We start from the raw sequence: 15,350 nt of genomic DNA on the forward strand, positions 1-15,350 counted from the left end.
CCCCGTGCAATATGCGCAGAAAGCTATCGTTTTAATAGTGATGGTTGTCAGGTCATTTTCTTGACTGCGCGGGTGCGAGCGGCCTCACTTGGCCGAAGCGGGCTGTCGTCGTCGCGAGTCTGGTTGTTGGAGGCGCCGGGGGCGTCATAGGCGTCCACTATGCGGGCCACCAGCGGGTGGCGCACCACGTCGGCGCTGGTGAGGCGGCAAATGGCAATGTCTTCGACGCGCTTAAGCACGCGTTCGGCATCAATCAGGCCGCTGAACTGGGTTTTGGGCAGGTCAATCTGGCTTACGTCGCCGGTGACCACGGCTTTGGAGCCAAAACCAATGCGGGTCAAAAACATCTTCATCTGCTCAGGCGTCGTGTTTTGTGCCTCGTCCAGAATCACAAACGCGTTGTTCAGGGTGCGCCCGCGCATGAAGGCCAATGGCGCGATCTCGATGGTCTGGCGGTCAAACGCTTTTTGCACCTGGTCAAAGCCCATCAAGTCGTACAAGGCGTCGTAGAGCGGGCGCAGATAGGGGTCAATCTTCTGGTTCAAGTCACCGGGCAGAAAGCCCAGGCGCTCGCCCGCTTCAACGGCTGGGCGCGTCAGGATGATGCGTTGCACGGCGCTGCGTTGCAAAGCGTCCACGGCCATGGCCACCGCCAGATAGGTCTTGCCCGTGCCGGCCGGGCCAATCCCAAAAGTGATGTCATGGCCGGCAATGCGGTCCATGTAATTGGCCTGGTTGCGGGTGCGGGGTTTGAGGTCGGCGCGGCGGGTTTTCAGGCCGGGGCTGTCAGCGTCATGGCCGTCGCCGGCCAGCATCAGCTGCACCGTGGCGGGATCAATGGGGCGACCCGCCATTTCGTACAGCGCTTGTAGCATTTCCATGCCGCGTTTGATCGCTGCCTTGGTGCCCTCCACCTTGAATTGCTCGTGGCGGTGGGCGATCTTCACCTCCAGCGCGCTCTCAAGGGTGCGCAGATGCTCGTCCATGGGGCCACACAAATGGCCCAGGCGGGTGTTGTTCAGCGGGGAAAACAGGTGTCTGACGATCAAGTTGATAATTCCTGAAAAGGGTTCCCAATGATAGGTAAGAAATGATCGGCAAACTGACAGGCACGTTGTGCGACAAAAATCCACCCCAGGTGATGGTCGATTGCCATGGCGTGGGCTATGAGGTGCATGTGCCCATGAGCACGTTTTACAACCTGCCCGAACTGGGCGCCAAGGTGAGTTTGTTGACCCACTTTGTGGTGCGCGAGGACGCGCAAATCTTGTACGGGTTTGAGAATTCGCAGGAGCGCGAGGCGTTTCGCCAGCTCATCAAGATCACCGGTGTGGGGCCGCGCACGGCATTGTCCGTGCTGTCGGGCATGAGTGTGGCGGATTTGTCGCAGGCGGTGACGATGCAAGAGGGCGGTCGCCTGATCAAGGTGCCGGGCATCGGCAAGAAAACGGCGGAGCGTTTGTTGCTGGAGCTTAAAGGCAAGCTGGGGCCAGACATTGGCCTGTCCAGCACGCTGGCCAACGACGCACAGGGCGACATTTTGCAAGCCTTGCTGGCGCTGGGTTACAGCGACAAAGAAGCTGTGCTTGCGCTCAAAGCCCTGCCCAAAGATGTGGGCGTGAGTGACGGTATCAAACAGGCCTTGCGGGCGCTCTCCAAGGCGTAACGGAGCGCCGCGACTCACAGGGTCTGGCGCGTCGGGGCGGTTTATTTGACGGTGATCAGGGTCCACATACCCAAGGCGTAGTGGCCGGCAATATTGCAGTACAGCATGTAACGGCCTGGCTTCAGGGTCATCGTCAATGCGCCATTCTTACCGGGCTCCAATTCGGCGACCTCGCCAAGGTGACCCGCAGCATCTTCGTCGACCTTTTGAGTGGCCTTGTCGTAAGGTAGTGGCGTCGTCTCATCTTTGAGCGGTGCCAGAACCATTTCGTGGACCATGATTTTGGAGGCATTGGTCACTGCAAAGGTCACCTCACCCGCTGGCACCGTGCGCGGGGTGGCGGTGATGCCCATCGGCCCTTTTTGCTGTTGCCCCGCCTTCTGTCCCATCCCCATTCCCATCCCCATTCCAAACATCGGACCATCGGTCAGCATGTTCATCGACATGGCGCCTTTGTCCCAGAGAGACACCTTGATGACGGTGCCCTTGGCAAAGGCCTGTCCGGCGGTCAAAGAGAACGCTGTGAGGGCTGCCAGTGCCATCCAGTTTCTGCGAGCTAATTTCATGATGAGTTCCTATTTGTTGGCGTCAAATTTGACGTCAATTAATAGTGAACTCAAATGCCGCGCTCGTATTGACCCGCATCAAGGTTTGCTTACTGTGCGCTGCGTACCGCCCGCCCATTGGTTGGTTGCACAGGCCGGGCATTGTTGGGGAATAGCTGTGAAAAAAGTTTGATCTGCTCACGCGCGACGGGGGTGGGTTCCTTCAAGACCATCCACAACACGCCCTCGGTGCAGGGTGGTGTGGTGAGTGATCCCATGAATTGGTAGTAGCGTTGGTCGGTGGGCAGCAATTCGGTCAGGTTCACCATATCCACCGGCATGCGCACGCTGTCGCCCTTGTCCAGCGGCATATAGGTCCATACCTTGTTGATCAGTGTGTTGAGTTCGCCCGGGTCCAGCAAGACCGCCACCACGGCCAACTGACCCGCAGAACTTTGGTGCACCAGGTGCGCCACCATGGCCGAGCCACGAGAGTTCACTCGCTCCTCAGAGGGATGATGAAAGTGAAACTGCAAAAGCTTGAACTCGGTCCCGCGCACCGTCAGCCAGTTATCGCCTTGCACGTCAACCTGAATCGTGTGGCCGTTGTTGATCACGGTGCCGTTGCTGGGTTGGTAATGGAATTGCAGGGTTTCAGCCGGCCCTTTCAACGTTATGGCCTCATCAATGTTGATGGGGGATTGCCGGTCGCCAGCGCCACAGGTTCCAAAGTCAGGGTTAATTTTGGACCACGTTTGTGGCCCTGTTTCACCTGCATAGCTCCAATCTGCTTTGCCGCCGTGCATGGGTTCTTTGGAGTCCTTCGCCATAGGGGGCAGGGGACTACCGGTCAGCTCAGCCGCCTTGGCGCGGATGTATTTTCGGCTGGCTTTAGAGTCAACCGGGGTAGCCGCTTTTTGGTGGGGGGTATGTTCGACGTGCTCGCCGGACGCCGTGCCGCCGCCGTCTGGGCTGGCCATGGCCTCTCCATTCACGATCAGCGTCAAACGTTTCGTGGTTAGCGCACCGCCCTCTAACGCGGCGCGAACCTGGTCCCCCATGGCTTTGCCGACTGCCTTGCCTTCACCGCTTGCCAGGGCCGCTGTGGGCAGCGCCAGGCAAAGACTCAGTAGCAGGGTGGTGAGGAGAATGCTTTTGTGTGCGGCGGCGTGGCCAGTGCTTGAGGTCATGTGAGTCAGCTCCATTGGCGTGCGCAGTGTTCAGGGCGCCTGTGAAAAGATAAGGCGGTTTGGTGTTGATATCGGCAGAAAGCGGCAACTTCTTGAGGGCCGAGCCCTGCTGCACGCTATAGTCAACCTCCACTTTGACCCCCTAGCGCCGTGAGCATTCAAACCGACGATTTCGCCCCCGCCCCTGCCAAGCGCATGGTGTCCGCCATTCCTTCCTCGCCGAGCGAGGAGGCGATTGAACGGGCGCTGCGCCCCAAGCTTATGGCCGAGTACGTGGGACAAGCCAAGGTGCGTGAGCAGCTTGAGATCTTCATCAGCGCCGCCAAAATGCGCGATGAAGCGCTGGACCATGTGTTGCTGTTTGGCCCGCCTGGCTTGGGTAAGACAACGCTTTCTCACATCATCGCGCAGGAATTGGGTGTTAACTTGCGTCAAACCAGCGGGCCGGTGCTGGAAAAGCCAAAGGATTTGGCGGCCCTGTTGACCAACCTGGAAAAGAATGACGTTCTTTTCATCGACGAGATTCACCGCCTGAGTCCCGTGGTCGAGGAAATTTTGTACCCCGCGCTGGAGGACTACAAGATTGACATCATGATTGGCGAAGGGCCTGCCGCCCGCTCCATCAAGCTGGATTTACAGCCCTTCACCCTGGTGGGCGCCACCACCCGCGCCGGCATGTTGACCAATCCCTTGCGGGACCGTTTTGGCATCGTCGCGCGGCTGGAGTTCTACACGCCCGAAGAGTTGGCCTTGATCGTGCGTCGCAGTGCGGGCTTGCTCAAGGTGCCTACCGATGAAAAAGGCGGCTTTGAGATTGCTCGGCGTGCCCGTGGCACCCCGCGCATTGCCAACCGCCTGCTGCGCCGGGTGCGCGACTACGCCGACGTGAAGGGCGTGGGCGAGATCACGCTGGACATTGCCAACCGGGCGCTGGCCATGCTGGACGTGGACCCGCAGGGCTTCGACCTGATGGACCGCAAGCTGCTGGAGGCCGTGATTCACCGCTTTGATGGCGGCCCTGTGGGGCTGGACAATATTGCCGCCAGCATTGGGGAAGAGCGCGAAACCATTGAGGATGTGATTGAGCCCTACCTGATTCAGCAAGGTTATTTGCAGCGCACGCCGCGCGGGCGCATTGCCACTCTGGCCGCCTACCGGCACCTCGGCGTGACCCCGCCCAGCTCCGGGGTTGACCCGTTTGAGGTTTAGGGTGGCCGCATGGGTTGGATGTTGTAAGTTTGAGCGCTTGATTGCGACCAATGATTTTCAAGGAACACGATGGTACTGAACCACTACTTTCGTCTCCTAATGGGTGCACTAGGCTTGACGCTATGGACCCTGACCGCCAGCGCGCAAACGCCCAACCCAGCGCCCATCGTTTTGCAGGCCAGCACCCTGACGGGTGAGCGCTTTGATGTGGGAGCGCTCAAAGGCAAAGTGGTGATGCTGTTTTATTGGTCCACCGACTGTGCGGTTTGCCGATCGCACTTGCCGGAGCTGCGGGCCAATCTGGCGGGCTGGAAGGGGAAGCCCTTTGAGCTGGTGACCGTGAATGTCGACAAAGACATGGCCGGGTGGCGGGCCTACGAGAAGATCTTGGCGCAAACCCACTCGGTGCGCCCCACTGCTGTTTGGCAAGGGGACATCATGCGCACCAAATTGCCGGTAACCGTGGTCCTGGACGTACAGGGCCGCGAAGTCGCTCACCACGAGGGGCGCATTGCCCCTGAGGCGTGGGATGACGTCGCCGCCTTACTGCCCTGAGCCCGGGGAGGCCGCCCTGTGCCGCTTAAGGCGGCGTGGCCCCGCCATTGACCCTTCCTCTCTGAAAAATGATCATGCCGACCGCGATGAGTGCGACTGCAACGCCCAGATTCCGGGGACTGGCTTCCCCTAAAAAATGAATCGCCACGGTGCTGCCAACCACGGCGGCGATCGATCCAATCTGACTCAGGTAAACAGGTCCCGCCAACTGCTGAAGCACAAAATAGAGGCTGTACATCACGCTAAAGATGGAAATTTGAACGACGAGAAAGATCAACACCGACGGTGATGCGATCAGCTCGCTGAAGCTTCCCCGCGCCCACATCGCGGCAAACGGGGCCAACAAAAGGCCACCACTAAGCAGCATGACGGCGGCCAGGTAAGTCGGTGATGCGTCGCTGGGCCAGCGCAGGGTTCGGTAGATGTTGCCCAGGGAAATCACGATGGGCGAAAGCGTTGACAGTGCGATCCAGAACACAGGACTGTCCGCACTGGATGCCTTGGACACCGCGAGCACACATCCACCCAACAAGCCAAACGCGACGCCGAAGGCTTTTTGAGCGTTGAACCGGTCCATTTTGAGAAGCAGGGCCAGAACAGAGGTGATCAGAATCGGGAAAGCGAAAGTGAGCGACAGGAAACTTGCGCCCACATGCTCGACCGCCAAAAAGCCGATGGCGTTGGGCAGGGCAAAGAGTAATCCCGCCACCAACCCGTATTCGGCGACTCTCGCGTTCCAGGGAGTGGGGCGTTTTCTGAGGCGCTCGCCAAACAGCAAGATCGTTCCCGCCGTCAGCATGGACAGCACGAGTAGGGTCAGAGGTGCGGCGCCAGCCTTGACGGCCAGTTTGGCGACGACCAATGACAAACCCAACAAACTACCAACCAGCAACAAAAGGACCATCGGCAACAGACCCGAATGGGCGGTTGGAGTGGTGGTGATTGTTGGCCTATAGTGACTCATGGTTGTTCTCAAGTTGGTAATTAGCTTGATGAATTGTATCTTTGCATCAAGATAAATAGGTGAATTTATGGATCGTGCCGAGTTGGCCGTCGCACAGTGGGCGCGGGAAATGCCTGATTGGGAGCTCTTGCCCATGGAGGTTGTGGGGCGTTTGAGCGAGGCCTCACTGTTGATGACGCGCACGCGGTTGGAGCCGCTATTTGCCAAGTTTGAATTACAAAGTGGCGAGTTCGATGTCTTGGCGACCCTGCGCCGTTCGGGGCCGCCGTATGCGCTAACACCCACTCAGCTGTATGACGCCACCATGATTTCCTCCGGTGGCATGACCAATCGTCTGGATCGCCTGGAGCGGGCGGCCTTGATTGAGCGCCGGCCCAACCCCGACGACCGCCGAGGCGTATTGGTGGCGTTGACGGCGAAAGGGATTGAACTCATGGGGCGTGTCGTGCCTGCCCACCTGGAAAATGAGCGGGACGCGCTGACGGCCTTGACGCGTCAGGAGCAAAAAACATTGAACACCTTGTTGGCAAAGCTGATTGCGCACCTGAGTTGAATGGCATAACTTGAACGCCTCGACGGCTATTGAGCGGCCAAGGCGGGGGCAGGTCTGGCGTTGCGCACGATCAGGAACTGGGCAAGGTAGTAGGTAGACAAGACCCACAGCGAAGCCAGTGGCAAGGGCTGCATAAAGCGATTCACTGCAATCAGTGAATCACTCAGCATGAACACCATGGCGCCCACGGCAACCGCCCAGGCTTGCCCATCGCGCCATACCGTGGCACGGCCAATGGCTTGGGCCGCCATGAGGGCGATCACCGCCACATACACTGGCACCGCCACCTTTAGGCCAGGGTCGGTCAACCCGCCCCAGAGCCAGGCCAACATGGCAGCGCCCACGCCCAAGGTGGCCATCAGCGCTCGCCGACTGGGAAAACGCGGGCAGTTTTGAAAAAACAGGGCGATATAAAACCCGTGCGCCACAAGAAATGCCACCAACCCGGGAATGAAATAGGCGTCGCCCAGCATCAAAAGCACGTCACCCACCAATGACGCCACCAGTGCCCACACCAAAATAGTATCAAATTGGCCTCTGGTCCTTGTTTCTACTGTGCGAGACGCTATGAATGAGATAGCAAGCAGCAAGGCCAATGGTTTGAAGGCCGCGTGGATTTGAAGCAGGCCCAGTGCCCCGCTGGCCGTGGCCACAGCAGCCGCTTCGATCATCAGCATTTCCAGCCGGTCCATGCGGCCCTGAAGCACCGCGCCCAGCGCCCAAAACCCGCTGAGCAAGACCCCGCTCCAGATTGCGGTGACATGGAGGGGCGAACGCCCGGCCATCCATAGCACCACCAGTACCCCGGCCATCAGCCAGACAAATTGAAGGCCGGCAAACCACTGTGTCGCCGAGCGAACCGGCGGGGCGAAGGTTTGCACCTGCTGGATGTCGAAATCCGGCTTGGGAAAACGAGCTTCCACGTCGGCGGGGCGCCAACCCGGTGGTTTGAACCACACCCGCAGCTTGTCCCACCAGGAGCGGGTGTGCCACGCGTCCTTCATCAAGGCCCAATACACCTCGGCGTTGGCCCACAGCGGGTCCCAGCTGTTGAGCGCTCCCCGAGTGCCGTAAACACAGGGTGCGGCTTCTTCCTTGAACGTGCCAAACCAGCGGTCCCACAGCACCAAAATGCCGCCGTAGTTTTTGTCCAGGTACTCGTCGTTCACGGCATGGTGGACACGGTGGTTGCTGGGCGAGAAAAAGACGCGGTCAAACCAGCCCAGCTTGCCCACCTGCTCGGTGTGCACCCAAAACTGGTACAGCAAATCAACCAGCGCCACGATGCCAAACAGCAGCGGGGGCACACCGGCCACCGCCATGGGCACGTAAAACAACCAGCCCAGCAAAGCCCCGCTGCTGGTTTGCCGCAAGGCCGTGGACAGGTTGTAATGCTGGCTTTGGTGGTGCACCACATGAGCTGCCCACAAGACCGCGACACGGTGCCCGCCGCGGTGCAACCAGTAGTAGCAAAAGTCGTAAAACAGCAAAGCCAGCAATGCACCGTACCAGGTGGACCACAGGGGGGCATCGGGCGTCTCCCACAGGGCGTTGTACAGGTAGGTGTAGATGCCAATGGTGAATAGCTTGGTGAACAGGCCGCCCAACTGACTCAAAATGCCCACGCTGAGGCTGCTGATAGCGTCGCTCAAGCCGTAGGCGGGGCGGCCTGCCGTGCGGCTGCTGGGGCGGCGGCTGAGCCACCACTCGGCCAGCATCATGAGCAAAAAGATGGGGGTCGCTAAAACAATGGCTTGACTCATAGGGGGTGCATCTTCGCCGATGGGTGCGCCGGTTTACCTGCGGAATTACCCTCGCCTTCAATGTGGCACCTTCCGCCGGAGGTCGAATTCAAAACCGAACGGGCTCAGGACGCACAATAACGGGTTGTCACACACCTTGGGAGAAAACGCATGTCCACCGCACCTCACGCCCCGTCCTATTACGCGGCCTCGGCCAACCCGTCCGCTCCCCGTCCGCCGCTGCAAGCCAGCATTGAGGCTGATATCTGCATAGTCGGTGCGGGCTACACCGGGTTGAATGCGGGCATCTCCCTGGCCGAAGCGGGCTTCAAGGTCGTGGTGCTGGAGCAAAACCAGGTAGGCTGGGGCGCCTCTGGCCGCAATGGCGGCCAGGTGGTGCACAGCTATTCGCGTGACATTGATGTGATCGAGTCCAACCACGGCAAGGCCATTGCCGAGCCGCTGGGCCGCATGATGTTTGAAGGCGCCCAAATCCTTCGCGAGCGAATTGCCAAATACGACATTCAGTGCGATCTGAAGCAGGGCGGCGTCTACGCCGCCACGAGCACGGGCAAGATCCACGGCCTGAAAGAGCAAAAGGCCTTGTGGGAAAAGTGGGGCCACCAAAACCTGAGTCTGATCGAGGGCAAGGATGACATCCGCAAGCTGGTTAACTCTGATCGCTATGAAGCCCTGCTGGTGGACAGCACCGGTGGTCACTTTCACCCGCTTAACCTCGCGCTGGGCGAGGCCGCCGCTCTGGAGCAACTCGGTGGTGTGATTCACGAGCATTCCGGCGTCACCAAAATTGAGCGGGGCGCGCAAGCGGTGGTGCACACCGCCCAGGGTCAGGTCAGAGCCCGTTTTGTCATCGTGGCCTGCAACGCCTACATTGGCGACTTGGAGCCGTCGCTGGCCGCGAAGTCCATGCCATGCGGCACACAGGTGGTGGCCACCGAGCCGCTGGGCGCCCTCGCGGATGAAATCATTCCCTCGGACTACTGTGTGGAAGACAACAACTTCTTGCTGGATTACTTCCGTCTGTCGGCTGACAAGCGCTTGATTTTTGGGGGCGGTGTCGCCTACGGCGCACGTGACCCCGCTCACGTGGAGTCCATCATTCGCCCGAAAATGCTGCGCGCCTTTCCGCAATTGCAGGGCAAGAAAATCGAGTTTGGCTGGACCGGCAACTTCCTGCTGACCCTGTCACGCCTGCCCCAAATGGGCCGTCTGTCTGACAACATCTATTACTCACAAGGCTGCTCAGGCCACGGTGTGACCTTCACCCATTTGGCCGGGCGCTTGCTGGGAGAGGCCATTCGCGGCCAAGCCGAACGCTTTGACGCCTTTAGCCGCCTGCCGCACTACCCCTTCCCTGGTGGGCGCCACTTGCGGGTGCCCTTCACCGCCATGGGCGCGCTTTGGTACGCGATGCGAGACCGCTTGGGGGTTTGAGCCGGCACAGGCGCTACACGTCTCACTGACGTCAGTGCCTGCGACCGCTTAAAAGAAAACTATTGGGAGATCACCCCAGCAGCCCGGGGTTCAAGCGCCACAGAGAAAAAGTGAGTGCCGACGAGAAAGTCACCCAGGCCAGGTAGGGAAATAGCAAGACGGCTGAGAGTCGGCTGACGCGCCAGAATAGTGCGATGGTGGCCGCAATCAGAACCCAAAGCAGCAGAATCTCGGCCAAGGCCAAGCCACCTTGATGCCAGACAAAGAACAACCAGGTCCACAGCCCGTTCGCCACCAACTGGACAATAAATACCAGCAGCGCACTCTTGGCGCCCGCAAAGCCTCCTCTGCGCCAAACCATCCACGCAGAGATGCCCATGAATAGATACAGAACAGTCCACACCGGGCCAAACAACCAGCCCGGAGGTGCCCAGGCGGGTCGAACCAGTTCGCTAAAAAAGGCGCCAGCGCTGGCCGATGCCAACGCGCCGGCAGCAGCGGCGAAAGTCGCTAGCAGCCAGCCAAGCAGGCCCAGCGTTTGGTGGGTTTTTGAAAACGGAGAAGGATGCATTGGGCGGGGTCTCACTGGATGTTGACAGCGGGAGTGGATTCAATGTACACGTCGTTCAATCCTCCAGCGTGGGCTGGCAGCAGGGCAGCGCAGTGAAAAAGCGAGGCTCAAGTGAGCCGCCTCAACCCAAGCGGGCCACCTCAGGTGGTCGCCTCGTCCAACGATTCGCTGTCCAGATGGCGCTCGTCCGACCAGCCAACGATGGTCAGGGCGTCGGGGGTCCACAACAGGCGGTTGATTGTGGCGTTGCCCAGGTTCCAGCTGCGGGGGGCTTGCAGGGTTTGGCCGGTGGCGTTGCGGTAGAGCATGTCGAGCACGCCGCCGTGGGCAACCAAGACGATTTGCTCGCCAAGGTGCTCGGCGGCCAGCTCGGCCACGGTTTCAGTGACCCGTTGGTGAAACGTCACCAGCGACTCACCACCAGGCGGTGTCCAGTGCGGGTCGCGCTGGCGCCAGAGCAGGGCTTGGGCTGGAAAGTGTTCTTCAATTTGCGCATGGGTTTGCCCTTGCAACTCCCCAAAGTGGCGCTCCCGAAGGCCTGGGTGCGGCTGCAGCGAGTGGCCGGTAAGGGTGCCCAGCGCCTGGGCCGTGGCGTGGGCGCGTTGCAAGTCACTGGTGTAAATTGCGGCAAACGACTCATCGGCCAGCGCCTGCGCGGCGCGTTCGGCCTGCCAACGGCCCCGCTCATTCAGGGCGATGTCCATGTGGCCTTGCAGCCGGGTGTCGGCGTTCCAAGCGGTTTCACCGTGGCGAATGGCAATGAGGCGGGTGGCTTGCATGGTGGGGGTCAACGGGGAATCTCGATATTGATGCGACGGGGCCCGGCCGGGGGCAGTGGAAAGCCACGCAAGGCGGCGTCCAACAAGGCGGGCACAACGGCGTCGCTGTCCCGCCAAGGGCCATCGTGCGCGGCTTGGGTTTCGTAGACCACTTGGTGGGTGCTCAAGCTGCGGATCACCAGACTGACCCGGTGCCAGTAATAGGGCTGCTGCATCGGCATGCCAAAAAATGGCGCCCGTCCGCCAATACCGACACTGCCTGAGCGGCCACCCCAGCCCAAGCCCCACCCGAGTTGGAGGCCCGAGTAGGGCTCGTCGCCGGGTCCGTAGGGGGTGATTTTGAGACTGTAGCCGACTTGAACGGAGTACAGCGCGAGGCTGTCCTGCCGCTTCAGGCCGGCTTGGCCCAAGGCCTGCTGGGCCAGGTTCTCCAGCCAGTCCTGTTGTCGGGGGGTGGCTTGCTGGGATGGCAAGCGTTCAAATCGGTAATAGGCGCCTGTGGGAATCGCAGGCGGTGAGGCAAAGCTGGTCACATCGGCGTCGACCAGCCGCACGCTGGCGCAGCCGGTCAACAACCAAACCAGTGTGGTGACAAGAGCCAGTTTGCGCAGCATGAGGGTCTCCCGCAATAGGGTGATGAAAGGCAGGCTTAGAGCGACAAGACTTGCAGGCCGGGCAGGCTGGCCACGGGGAAATCTTCTTCGTCAAACACCTTGTCGCCGTCGGCATCTGGCACGCCGGTGACTTTGATGTCTTTGAAATTGTGAAGTTTCAGGTCCATCAAATGCGAGGGCACCACGTTTTGCAGCGCCGTGAACATGGTCTCGGTGCGGCCGGGGTATTGCTTTTCCCATTCGCGCAGCATGTTGCCAATCTGTTTGCGTTGCAGGTTTTCCTGACTGCCGCACAAGGTGCAGGGAATGATGGGGAACTCGCGGTGGGCGGCCCAGCGGATCAGGTCTTTCTCTGCCACGTTGGCCATGGGGCGGATCACGATGTGGCCACCGTCGTCGCTGACCAGTTTGGGCGGCATGCCTTTGAGCTTGCCGCCGAAAAACATGTTCAGGAAAAAGGTCTGAATGATGTCGTCGCGGTGGTGGCCCAGCGCAATTTTGGTGATCTTCAATTCATCGGCCACGCGGTACAAGATGCCCCGGCGCAAGCGGCTGCACAGGCTGCACATGGTCTTGCCTTCAGGAATCACCTTCTTCACGATGCTGTAGGTGTCCTGCGTTTCGATGTGATACGGCACGCCCAGCTGCTTCAGGTAGGCGGGCAAGATGTGGTCCGGGAAACCGGGCTGTTTCTGGTCCAGGTTGACGGCGATCAGCTCAAACTTGATGGGCGCGCGCTGCTGCATTTTGAGCAGGATGTCGAGCATGGCGTAGCTGTCTTTGCCACCCGACACACAGACCATCACGCGGTCGCCTTCCTCGATCATGTTGTAGTCCACGATGGCTTGGCCCACCTGACGGCAGAGCCGTTTTTCCAGCTTGTGTGTTTCGCGTTCAATCTTGACGCGGGCAGCAGGGTCTTGGTCCAAGGTGGCGACGTCGTCGTCTGTCCAGGTAGTAGTCATCTTGTTCTCTCCGGTCACCATTGACCTGTTTCCATACGAATGGCGACTTCACAGTCGTCAAAAATTTCAAGTTTGGCAATTTTCACCCGCACGCCCAACACGCCGGGCAGCTGCATCAGGCGGTTGGCGAGTTTGCCGATCAGTGTTTCGAGCAGGTTCACATGCTCCGCAGTGCACTCGTTGATGATGATTTGGCGCACTTTGCGGTAGTCCAGCACATGGCAGATATCGTCGTCATGGGGCAGCAAGGGCTGCGTGCCCAGGCTGAGTTCGGCGTCCACCTGAATCGGTTGCGGCGCGGTTTTTTCAAACTCCAGAATGCCCAGATTGGCGTCAAAGCGCAAACCGGTCAACGTGAGAGTCTGGTTGCCAAAGGTGGGGTTCATCGGTGCAGTTTCACTTCTAGGGGGCAAAGCAGAGAGAAGTCGCGGTCGAACTTCATCAGGTGCTGGCCACCATCGACCAGCAAGGTGGTGCCCGTGATGGACTGGTTGTCCATGGCGAATTTGACGGTGGCGGCCACGTCGGCAGAGGTGGACGAGCGCCCCAGCGGGGATAGCTTGTGGCGGGCTTCAAACTCCTCGTCGGTCAGTAGGTGGCTGGTCAGGGTCAGGCCCGGCGCCACACCGACCACGCGAATTTGCGGTGCCAATGCCATGGCCAGCACGGTATTGGCGGCTTCCAGCGCGACTTTGGAGAGGGTGTAGCTTAGAAAATCGGGGTTTTGGTTCCAGAGTTTCTGGTCCAGCAGGTTGACCACGACGCCACGAGCGTCGCCGCCACGCTCTTTGACGTGCTCGTATAAGGCCTGGGCCAGCAAAATGCCGGCGCCTGCGTTGCTGCGCATGTGTTTTTCCATGGCGGCAAAGCCAAAGGTGGCAGCAGTGTCCTGCTCGAAGGTGGAGGCACTGTTGACCACGGCATCAACCTGGCCAAACTCACGAATCACGCTGGGCAAGAGGTTGCGCACCGCCGTTTCGTTGGATAAATTGGCGCGAAAAGCGGCACTGGCGCCCGCTAGCTCTTTGCAATCAGCTACTGTTTTTGTAGCATCTTCTAGCGAGTCGCGGTAGTGCACGGCCACGCGCCAGCCATCTTTGGCCAGCGCCAAGGCGATTTCACGCCCCAGTCGCTTGGCGGCGCCGGTGACTAAAACCGTGCGGGAGGGAATAGTGAGGGACATTCGGGGACAATTCAGAGTGTGATGACAACTTCTTCTATTTTAACGAGCACCCTTGCCGAGCACATTCAACAGTCGCTGGTGGACCACCAGGGTTGGATGGGTTTTGATGAATTCATGGCGCAGGCGCTTTACACGCCTGGCCTGGGTTACTACACCAATGACAGCATCAAATTTGGCGCGCTGCCCTACAGCGTGGAGGGTGGCGAGCGGGTAGCGGGCAGTGATTTTGTGACCGCGCCTGAGATGTCGCCCCTGTTCGGGCGCACCGTGGCGGCCCAAGTCGCGCAGGCCTTACAGGTCACGGGCACGCAAGAAGTTTGGGAATTTGGTGCCGGTTCGGGTGCGCTGGCCCTGCAGGTGCTGGATGAGTTGACCGAGTTGGGCGGACCTGTGCCACAGTACCGCATCGTTGACTTGTCGGGTACGCTGCGCGCGCGCCAGCAAGAAAAGTTGGCCAAATACGCCGAACGTGTGCAATGGGTCAACGCGTTGCCGGAGACCATTCAGGGTGTGGTTCTGGGCAACGAGGTGCTGGACGCCATGCCCGTGAAATTGCTGGCACGGGTGAAGGGCGTGTGGTTTGAGCGGGGCGTGACGATGGCGGATGGCGATACCCCCTCCTTTGCCTGGGAAGACCGCCCCACCGACCTGCGCCCGCCGCTGGAGATCGAGGGCGAGCACGATTACCTGACCGAGATTCATCCGCAAGGAGAGGCTTTTATTGCCACCATGGCCGACAAGCTTTCGGTGGGCGCCATCTTCTTGATTGACTATGGTTTTCCTGAGAGTGAGTACTACCACCCGCAGCGCCACATGGGCACGGTGATGTGCCACCTGGGGCACCGGGCCGACCCTGATCCGCTGGTTCTGGTGGGCATGAAAGACATCACCGCCCATGTGAATTTCACCGGCGTGGCGGTGGCAGCCCAAGACGCCGGTTTGGAGGTGCTGGGCTACACCTCGCAGGCGCGGTTCTTGATGAACAGTGGATTGATTCAGCACATGGAAGCCTCTGATTTGCCAACGCGCGTGCAAGCCCAGAAACTCATCATGGAGCACGAAATGGGCGAGTTGTTCAAGGTCATCGGACTGTGCAAAGGAGAACCGTGGGAGGCCATGGGCTTCTCGCAGGGCGACCGCACCCACCGGTTGTAGACCATGTTCCGCTGGCTTATCGTCATTTTTCTGGCCCTGTTGCTGATCAATAGCGTCACCCCCTGGTTTCGCAAGCTGGGCTTTGGTCGCTTGCCAGGTGATTTTCGATTCAAGGTGTTTGGGCGGGAGTTTTTTATTCCGCTCACCACCACCATTCTGCTCAGCCTTGTGGCGGGCGCCATCTCCAAAATCATCTGAACGGGC

Annotated in this window: 18 protein-coding genes; 7 read left to right on the forward strand and 11 right to left on the reverse strand. The window is 59.8% G+C overall.

Going from position 1 to position 15,350, the window contains the following annotated elements:
- Window positions 1–47: 47 nt before the first annotated feature.
- Window positions 48–1,049, reverse strand: coding sequence for a PhoH family protein (locus J8G15_RS19115; RefSeq protein WP_210544281.1), 1,002 nt, complete (start codon window positions 1,047–1,049; stop codon window positions 48–50).
- Window positions 1,050–1,090: 41 nt separating this feature from the next.
- On the opposite strand from J8G15_RS19115, the gene ruvA reads away from it, so the two are divergent.
- Entirely contained in the window at window positions 1,091–1,666 is a 576-nt protein-coding gene (gene ruvA / locus J8G15_RS19120; RefSeq protein ID WP_210544283.1) for a Holliday junction branch migration protein RuvA, read from the forward strand.
- A 41-nt stretch (window positions 1,667–1,707) separates the two neighbouring features.
- Here the strand turns inward: ruvA and J8G15_RS19125 are convergent, their stop codons facing one another.
- Window positions 1,708–2,232 carry a plastocyanin/azurin family copper-binding protein gene (locus J8G15_RS19125; RefSeq protein WP_210544285.1) on the reverse strand — a complete coding sequence of 175 codons (525 nt, stop codon included), beginning with the start codon at window positions 2,230–2,232 and terminating at the stop codon, window positions 1,708–1,710.
- Between the two features lie 89 nt (window positions 2,233–2,321).
- The gene (locus J8G15_RS19130) at window positions 2,322–3,401 is read right to left on the reverse strand and encodes a carbonic anhydrase (RefSeq protein ID WP_210544286.1); all 1,080 of its coding nucleotides are present in this window, start codon (window positions 3,399–3,401) and stop codon (window positions 2,322–2,324) included.
- Between the two features lie 150 nt (window positions 3,402–3,551).
- Here J8G15_RS19130 and ruvB point away from each other — a divergent pair, with 150 nt between their 5' ends.
- Window positions 3,552–4,610, forward strand: coding sequence for a Holliday junction branch migration DNA helicase RuvB (gene ruvB / locus J8G15_RS19135; protein WP_210544288.1), 1,059 nt, complete (start codon window positions 3,552–3,554; stop codon window positions 4,608–4,610).
- Window positions 4,611–4,679: 69 nt separating this feature from the next.
- Complete coding sequence (locus tag J8G15_RS19140) at window positions 4,680–5,165, forward strand: TlpA disulfide reductase family protein (RefSeq protein ID WP_210544290.1); 486 nt, start codon at window positions 4,680–4,682, stop codon at window positions 5,163–5,165.
- A 25-nt stretch (window positions 5,166–5,190) separates the two neighbouring features.
- Here the strand turns inward: J8G15_RS19140 and J8G15_RS19145 are convergent, their stop codons facing one another.
- On the reverse strand, window positions 5,191–6,129 hold the full coding sequence (locus tag J8G15_RS19145; protein WP_210544292.1) for a DMT family transporter: 939 nt from the start codon (window positions 6,127–6,129) through the stop codon (window positions 5,191–5,193).
- A 67-nt stretch (window positions 6,130–6,196) separates the two neighbouring features.
- Between J8G15_RS19145 and J8G15_RS19150 the strand changes: the two genes are divergently transcribed.
- Entirely contained in the window at window positions 6,197–6,682 is a 486-nt protein-coding gene (locus J8G15_RS19150) for a MarR family winged helix-turn-helix transcriptional regulator (protein WP_210544294.1), read from the forward strand.
- 26 nt (window positions 6,683–6,708) lie between these two features.
- Here J8G15_RS19150 and J8G15_RS19155 read toward each other — a convergent pair whose 3' ends face one another.
- Window positions 6,709–8,445, reverse strand: a complete 1,737-nt coding sequence (locus tag J8G15_RS19155; RefSeq protein ID WP_210544296.1) for a lysoplasmalogenase family protein — start codon at window positions 8,443–8,445, stop codon at window positions 6,709–6,711.
- Between the two features lie 150 nt (window positions 8,446–8,595).
- On the opposite strand from J8G15_RS19155, the gene J8G15_RS19160 reads away from it, so the two are divergent.
- Complete coding sequence (locus tag J8G15_RS19160; RefSeq protein ID WP_210544298.1) at window positions 8,596–9,879, forward strand: FAD-binding oxidoreductase; 1,284 nt, start codon at window positions 8,596–8,598, stop codon at window positions 9,877–9,879.
- A gap of 70 nt (window positions 9,880–9,949) precedes the next feature.
- Here J8G15_RS19160 and J8G15_RS19165 read toward each other — a convergent pair whose 3' ends face one another.
- The 6 genes from J8G15_RS19165 to J8G15_RS19190 all read right to left on the reverse strand — a co-directional run bounded on the left by J8G15_RS19165 (window position 9,950) and on the right by J8G15_RS19190 (window position 13,991).
- Window positions 9,950–10,450, reverse strand: coding sequence for a TspO/MBR family protein (locus J8G15_RS19165; protein ID WP_210544300.1), 501 nt, complete (start codon window positions 10,448–10,450; stop codon window positions 9,950–9,952).
- A 140-nt stretch (window positions 10,451–10,590) separates the two neighbouring features.
- Window positions 10,591–11,229: a histidine phosphatase family protein gene (locus J8G15_RS19170; protein WP_210544303.1), complete on the reverse strand. Its 639-nt coding sequence runs from the start codon at window positions 11,227–11,229 to the stop codon at window positions 10,591–10,593.
- 8 nt (window positions 11,230–11,237) lie between these two features.
- Window positions 11,238–11,843, reverse strand: a complete 606-nt coding sequence (locus J8G15_RS19175) for a DUF4136 domain-containing protein (RefSeq protein WP_210544305.1) — start codon at window positions 11,841–11,843, stop codon at window positions 11,238–11,240.
- Window positions 11,844–11,878: 35 nt separating this feature from the next.
- Window positions 11,879–12,808: a tRNA 2-thiocytidine(32) synthetase TtcA gene (ttcA, locus tag J8G15_RS19180; protein WP_210544307.1), complete on the reverse strand. Its 930-nt coding sequence runs from the start codon at window positions 12,806–12,808 to the stop codon at window positions 11,879–11,881.
- Between the two features lie 14 nt (window positions 12,809–12,822).
- Window positions 12,823–13,194 carry a dihydroneopterin aldolase gene (locus J8G15_RS19185; protein WP_210544309.1) on the reverse strand — a complete coding sequence of 124 codons (372 nt, stop codon included), beginning with the start codon at window positions 13,192–13,194 and terminating at the stop codon, window positions 12,823–12,825.
- Window positions 13,191–13,991 (reverse strand): SDR family oxidoreductase, encoded by an 801-nt coding sequence (locus J8G15_RS19190; protein ID WP_210544311.1) that lies wholly within the window; start codon window positions 13,989–13,991, stop codon window positions 13,191–13,193. The genes J8G15_RS19185 and J8G15_RS19190 overlap by 4 nt, the downstream gene beginning before the upstream one ends.
- Before the next feature lie 21 nt (window positions 13,992–14,012).
- On the opposite strand from J8G15_RS19190, the gene J8G15_RS19195 reads away from it, so the two are divergent.
- Window positions 14,013–15,146 carry a class I SAM-dependent methyltransferase gene (locus tag J8G15_RS19195; protein WP_210544313.1) on the forward strand — a complete coding sequence of 378 codons (1,134 nt, stop codon included), beginning with the start codon at window positions 14,013–14,015 and terminating at the stop codon, window positions 15,144–15,146.
- A gap of 3 nt (window positions 15,147–15,149) precedes the next feature.
- Entirely contained in the window at window positions 15,150–15,344 is a 195-nt protein-coding gene (locus J8G15_RS19200) for a DUF2905 domain-containing protein (protein WP_210544315.1), read from the forward strand.
- The last annotated feature ends 6 nt before the right edge of the window (window positions 15,345–15,350 follow it).

The organism is Rhodoferax sp. PAMC 29310 (genome assembly GCF_017948265.1).
GTDB lineage: Bacteria > Pseudomonadota > Gammaproteobacteria > Burkholderiales > Burkholderiaceae_C > Rhodoferax.

Excerpts from the sequence above, each read along its gene's own strand:
- J8G15_RS19145 (WP_210544292.1), bottom strand. The coding sequence starts at position 6,129 with ATGAGTCACTATAGGCCAACAATCACCACCACTCCAACCGCCCATTCG.
- ruvA (WP_210544283.1), top strand. The coding sequence starts at position 1,091 with ATGATCGGCAAACTGACAGGCACGTTGTGCGACAAAAATCCACCCCAG.
- J8G15_RS19170 (WP_210544303.1), bottom strand. The coding sequence starts at position 11,229 with ATGCAAGCCACCCGCCTCATTGCCATTCGCCACGGTGAAACCGCTTGG.
- J8G15_RS19150 (WP_210544294.1), top strand. The coding sequence starts at position 6,197 with ATGGATCGTGCCGAGTTGGCCGTCGCACAGTGGGCGCGGGAAATGCCT.
- J8G15_RS19125 (WP_210544285.1), bottom strand. The coding sequence starts at position 2,232 with ATGAAATTAGCTCGCAGAAACTGGATGGCACTGGCAGCCCTCACAGCG.
- J8G15_RS19185 (WP_210544309.1), bottom strand. The coding sequence starts at position 13,194 with ATGAACCCCACCTTTGGCAACCAGACTCTCACGTTGACCGGTTTGCGC.
- J8G15_RS19190 (WP_210544311.1), bottom strand. The coding sequence starts at position 13,991 with ATGTCCCTCACTATTCCCTCCCGCACGGTTTTAGTCACCGGCGCCGCC.
- J8G15_RS19175 (WP_210544305.1), bottom strand. The coding sequence starts at position 11,843 with ATGCTGCGCAAACTGGCTCTTGTCACCACACTGGTTTGGTTGTTGACC.
- J8G15_RS19140 (WP_210544290.1), top strand. The coding sequence starts at position 4,680 with ATGGTACTGAACCACTACTTTCGTCTCCTAATGGGTGCACTAGGCTTG.
- J8G15_RS19155 (WP_210544296.1), bottom strand. The coding sequence starts at position 8,445 with ATGAGTCAAGCCATTGTTTTAGCGACCCCCATCTTTTTGCTCATGATG.
- J8G15_RS19160 (WP_210544298.1), top strand. The coding sequence starts at position 8,596 with ATGTCCACCGCACCTCACGCCCCGTCCTATTACGCGGCCTCGGCCAAC.
- J8G15_RS19200 (WP_210544315.1), top strand. The coding sequence starts at position 15,150 with ATGTTCCGCTGGCTTATCGTCATTTTTCTGGCCCTGTTGCTGATCAAT.
- J8G15_RS19165 (WP_210544300.1), bottom strand. The coding sequence starts at position 10,450 with ATGCATCCTTCTCCGTTTTCAAAAACCCACCAAACGCTGGGCCTGCTT.
- J8G15_RS19130 (WP_210544286.1), bottom strand. The coding sequence starts at position 3,401 with ATGACCTCAAGCACTGGCCACGCCGCCGCACACAAAAGCATTCTCCTC.
- ttcA (WP_210544307.1), bottom strand. The coding sequence starts at position 12,808 with ATGACTACTACCTGGACAGACGACGACGTCGCCACCTTGGACCAAGAC.
- J8G15_RS19195 (WP_210544313.1), top strand. The coding sequence starts at position 14,013 with ATGACAACTTCTTCTATTTTAACGAGCACCCTTGCCGAGCACATTCAA.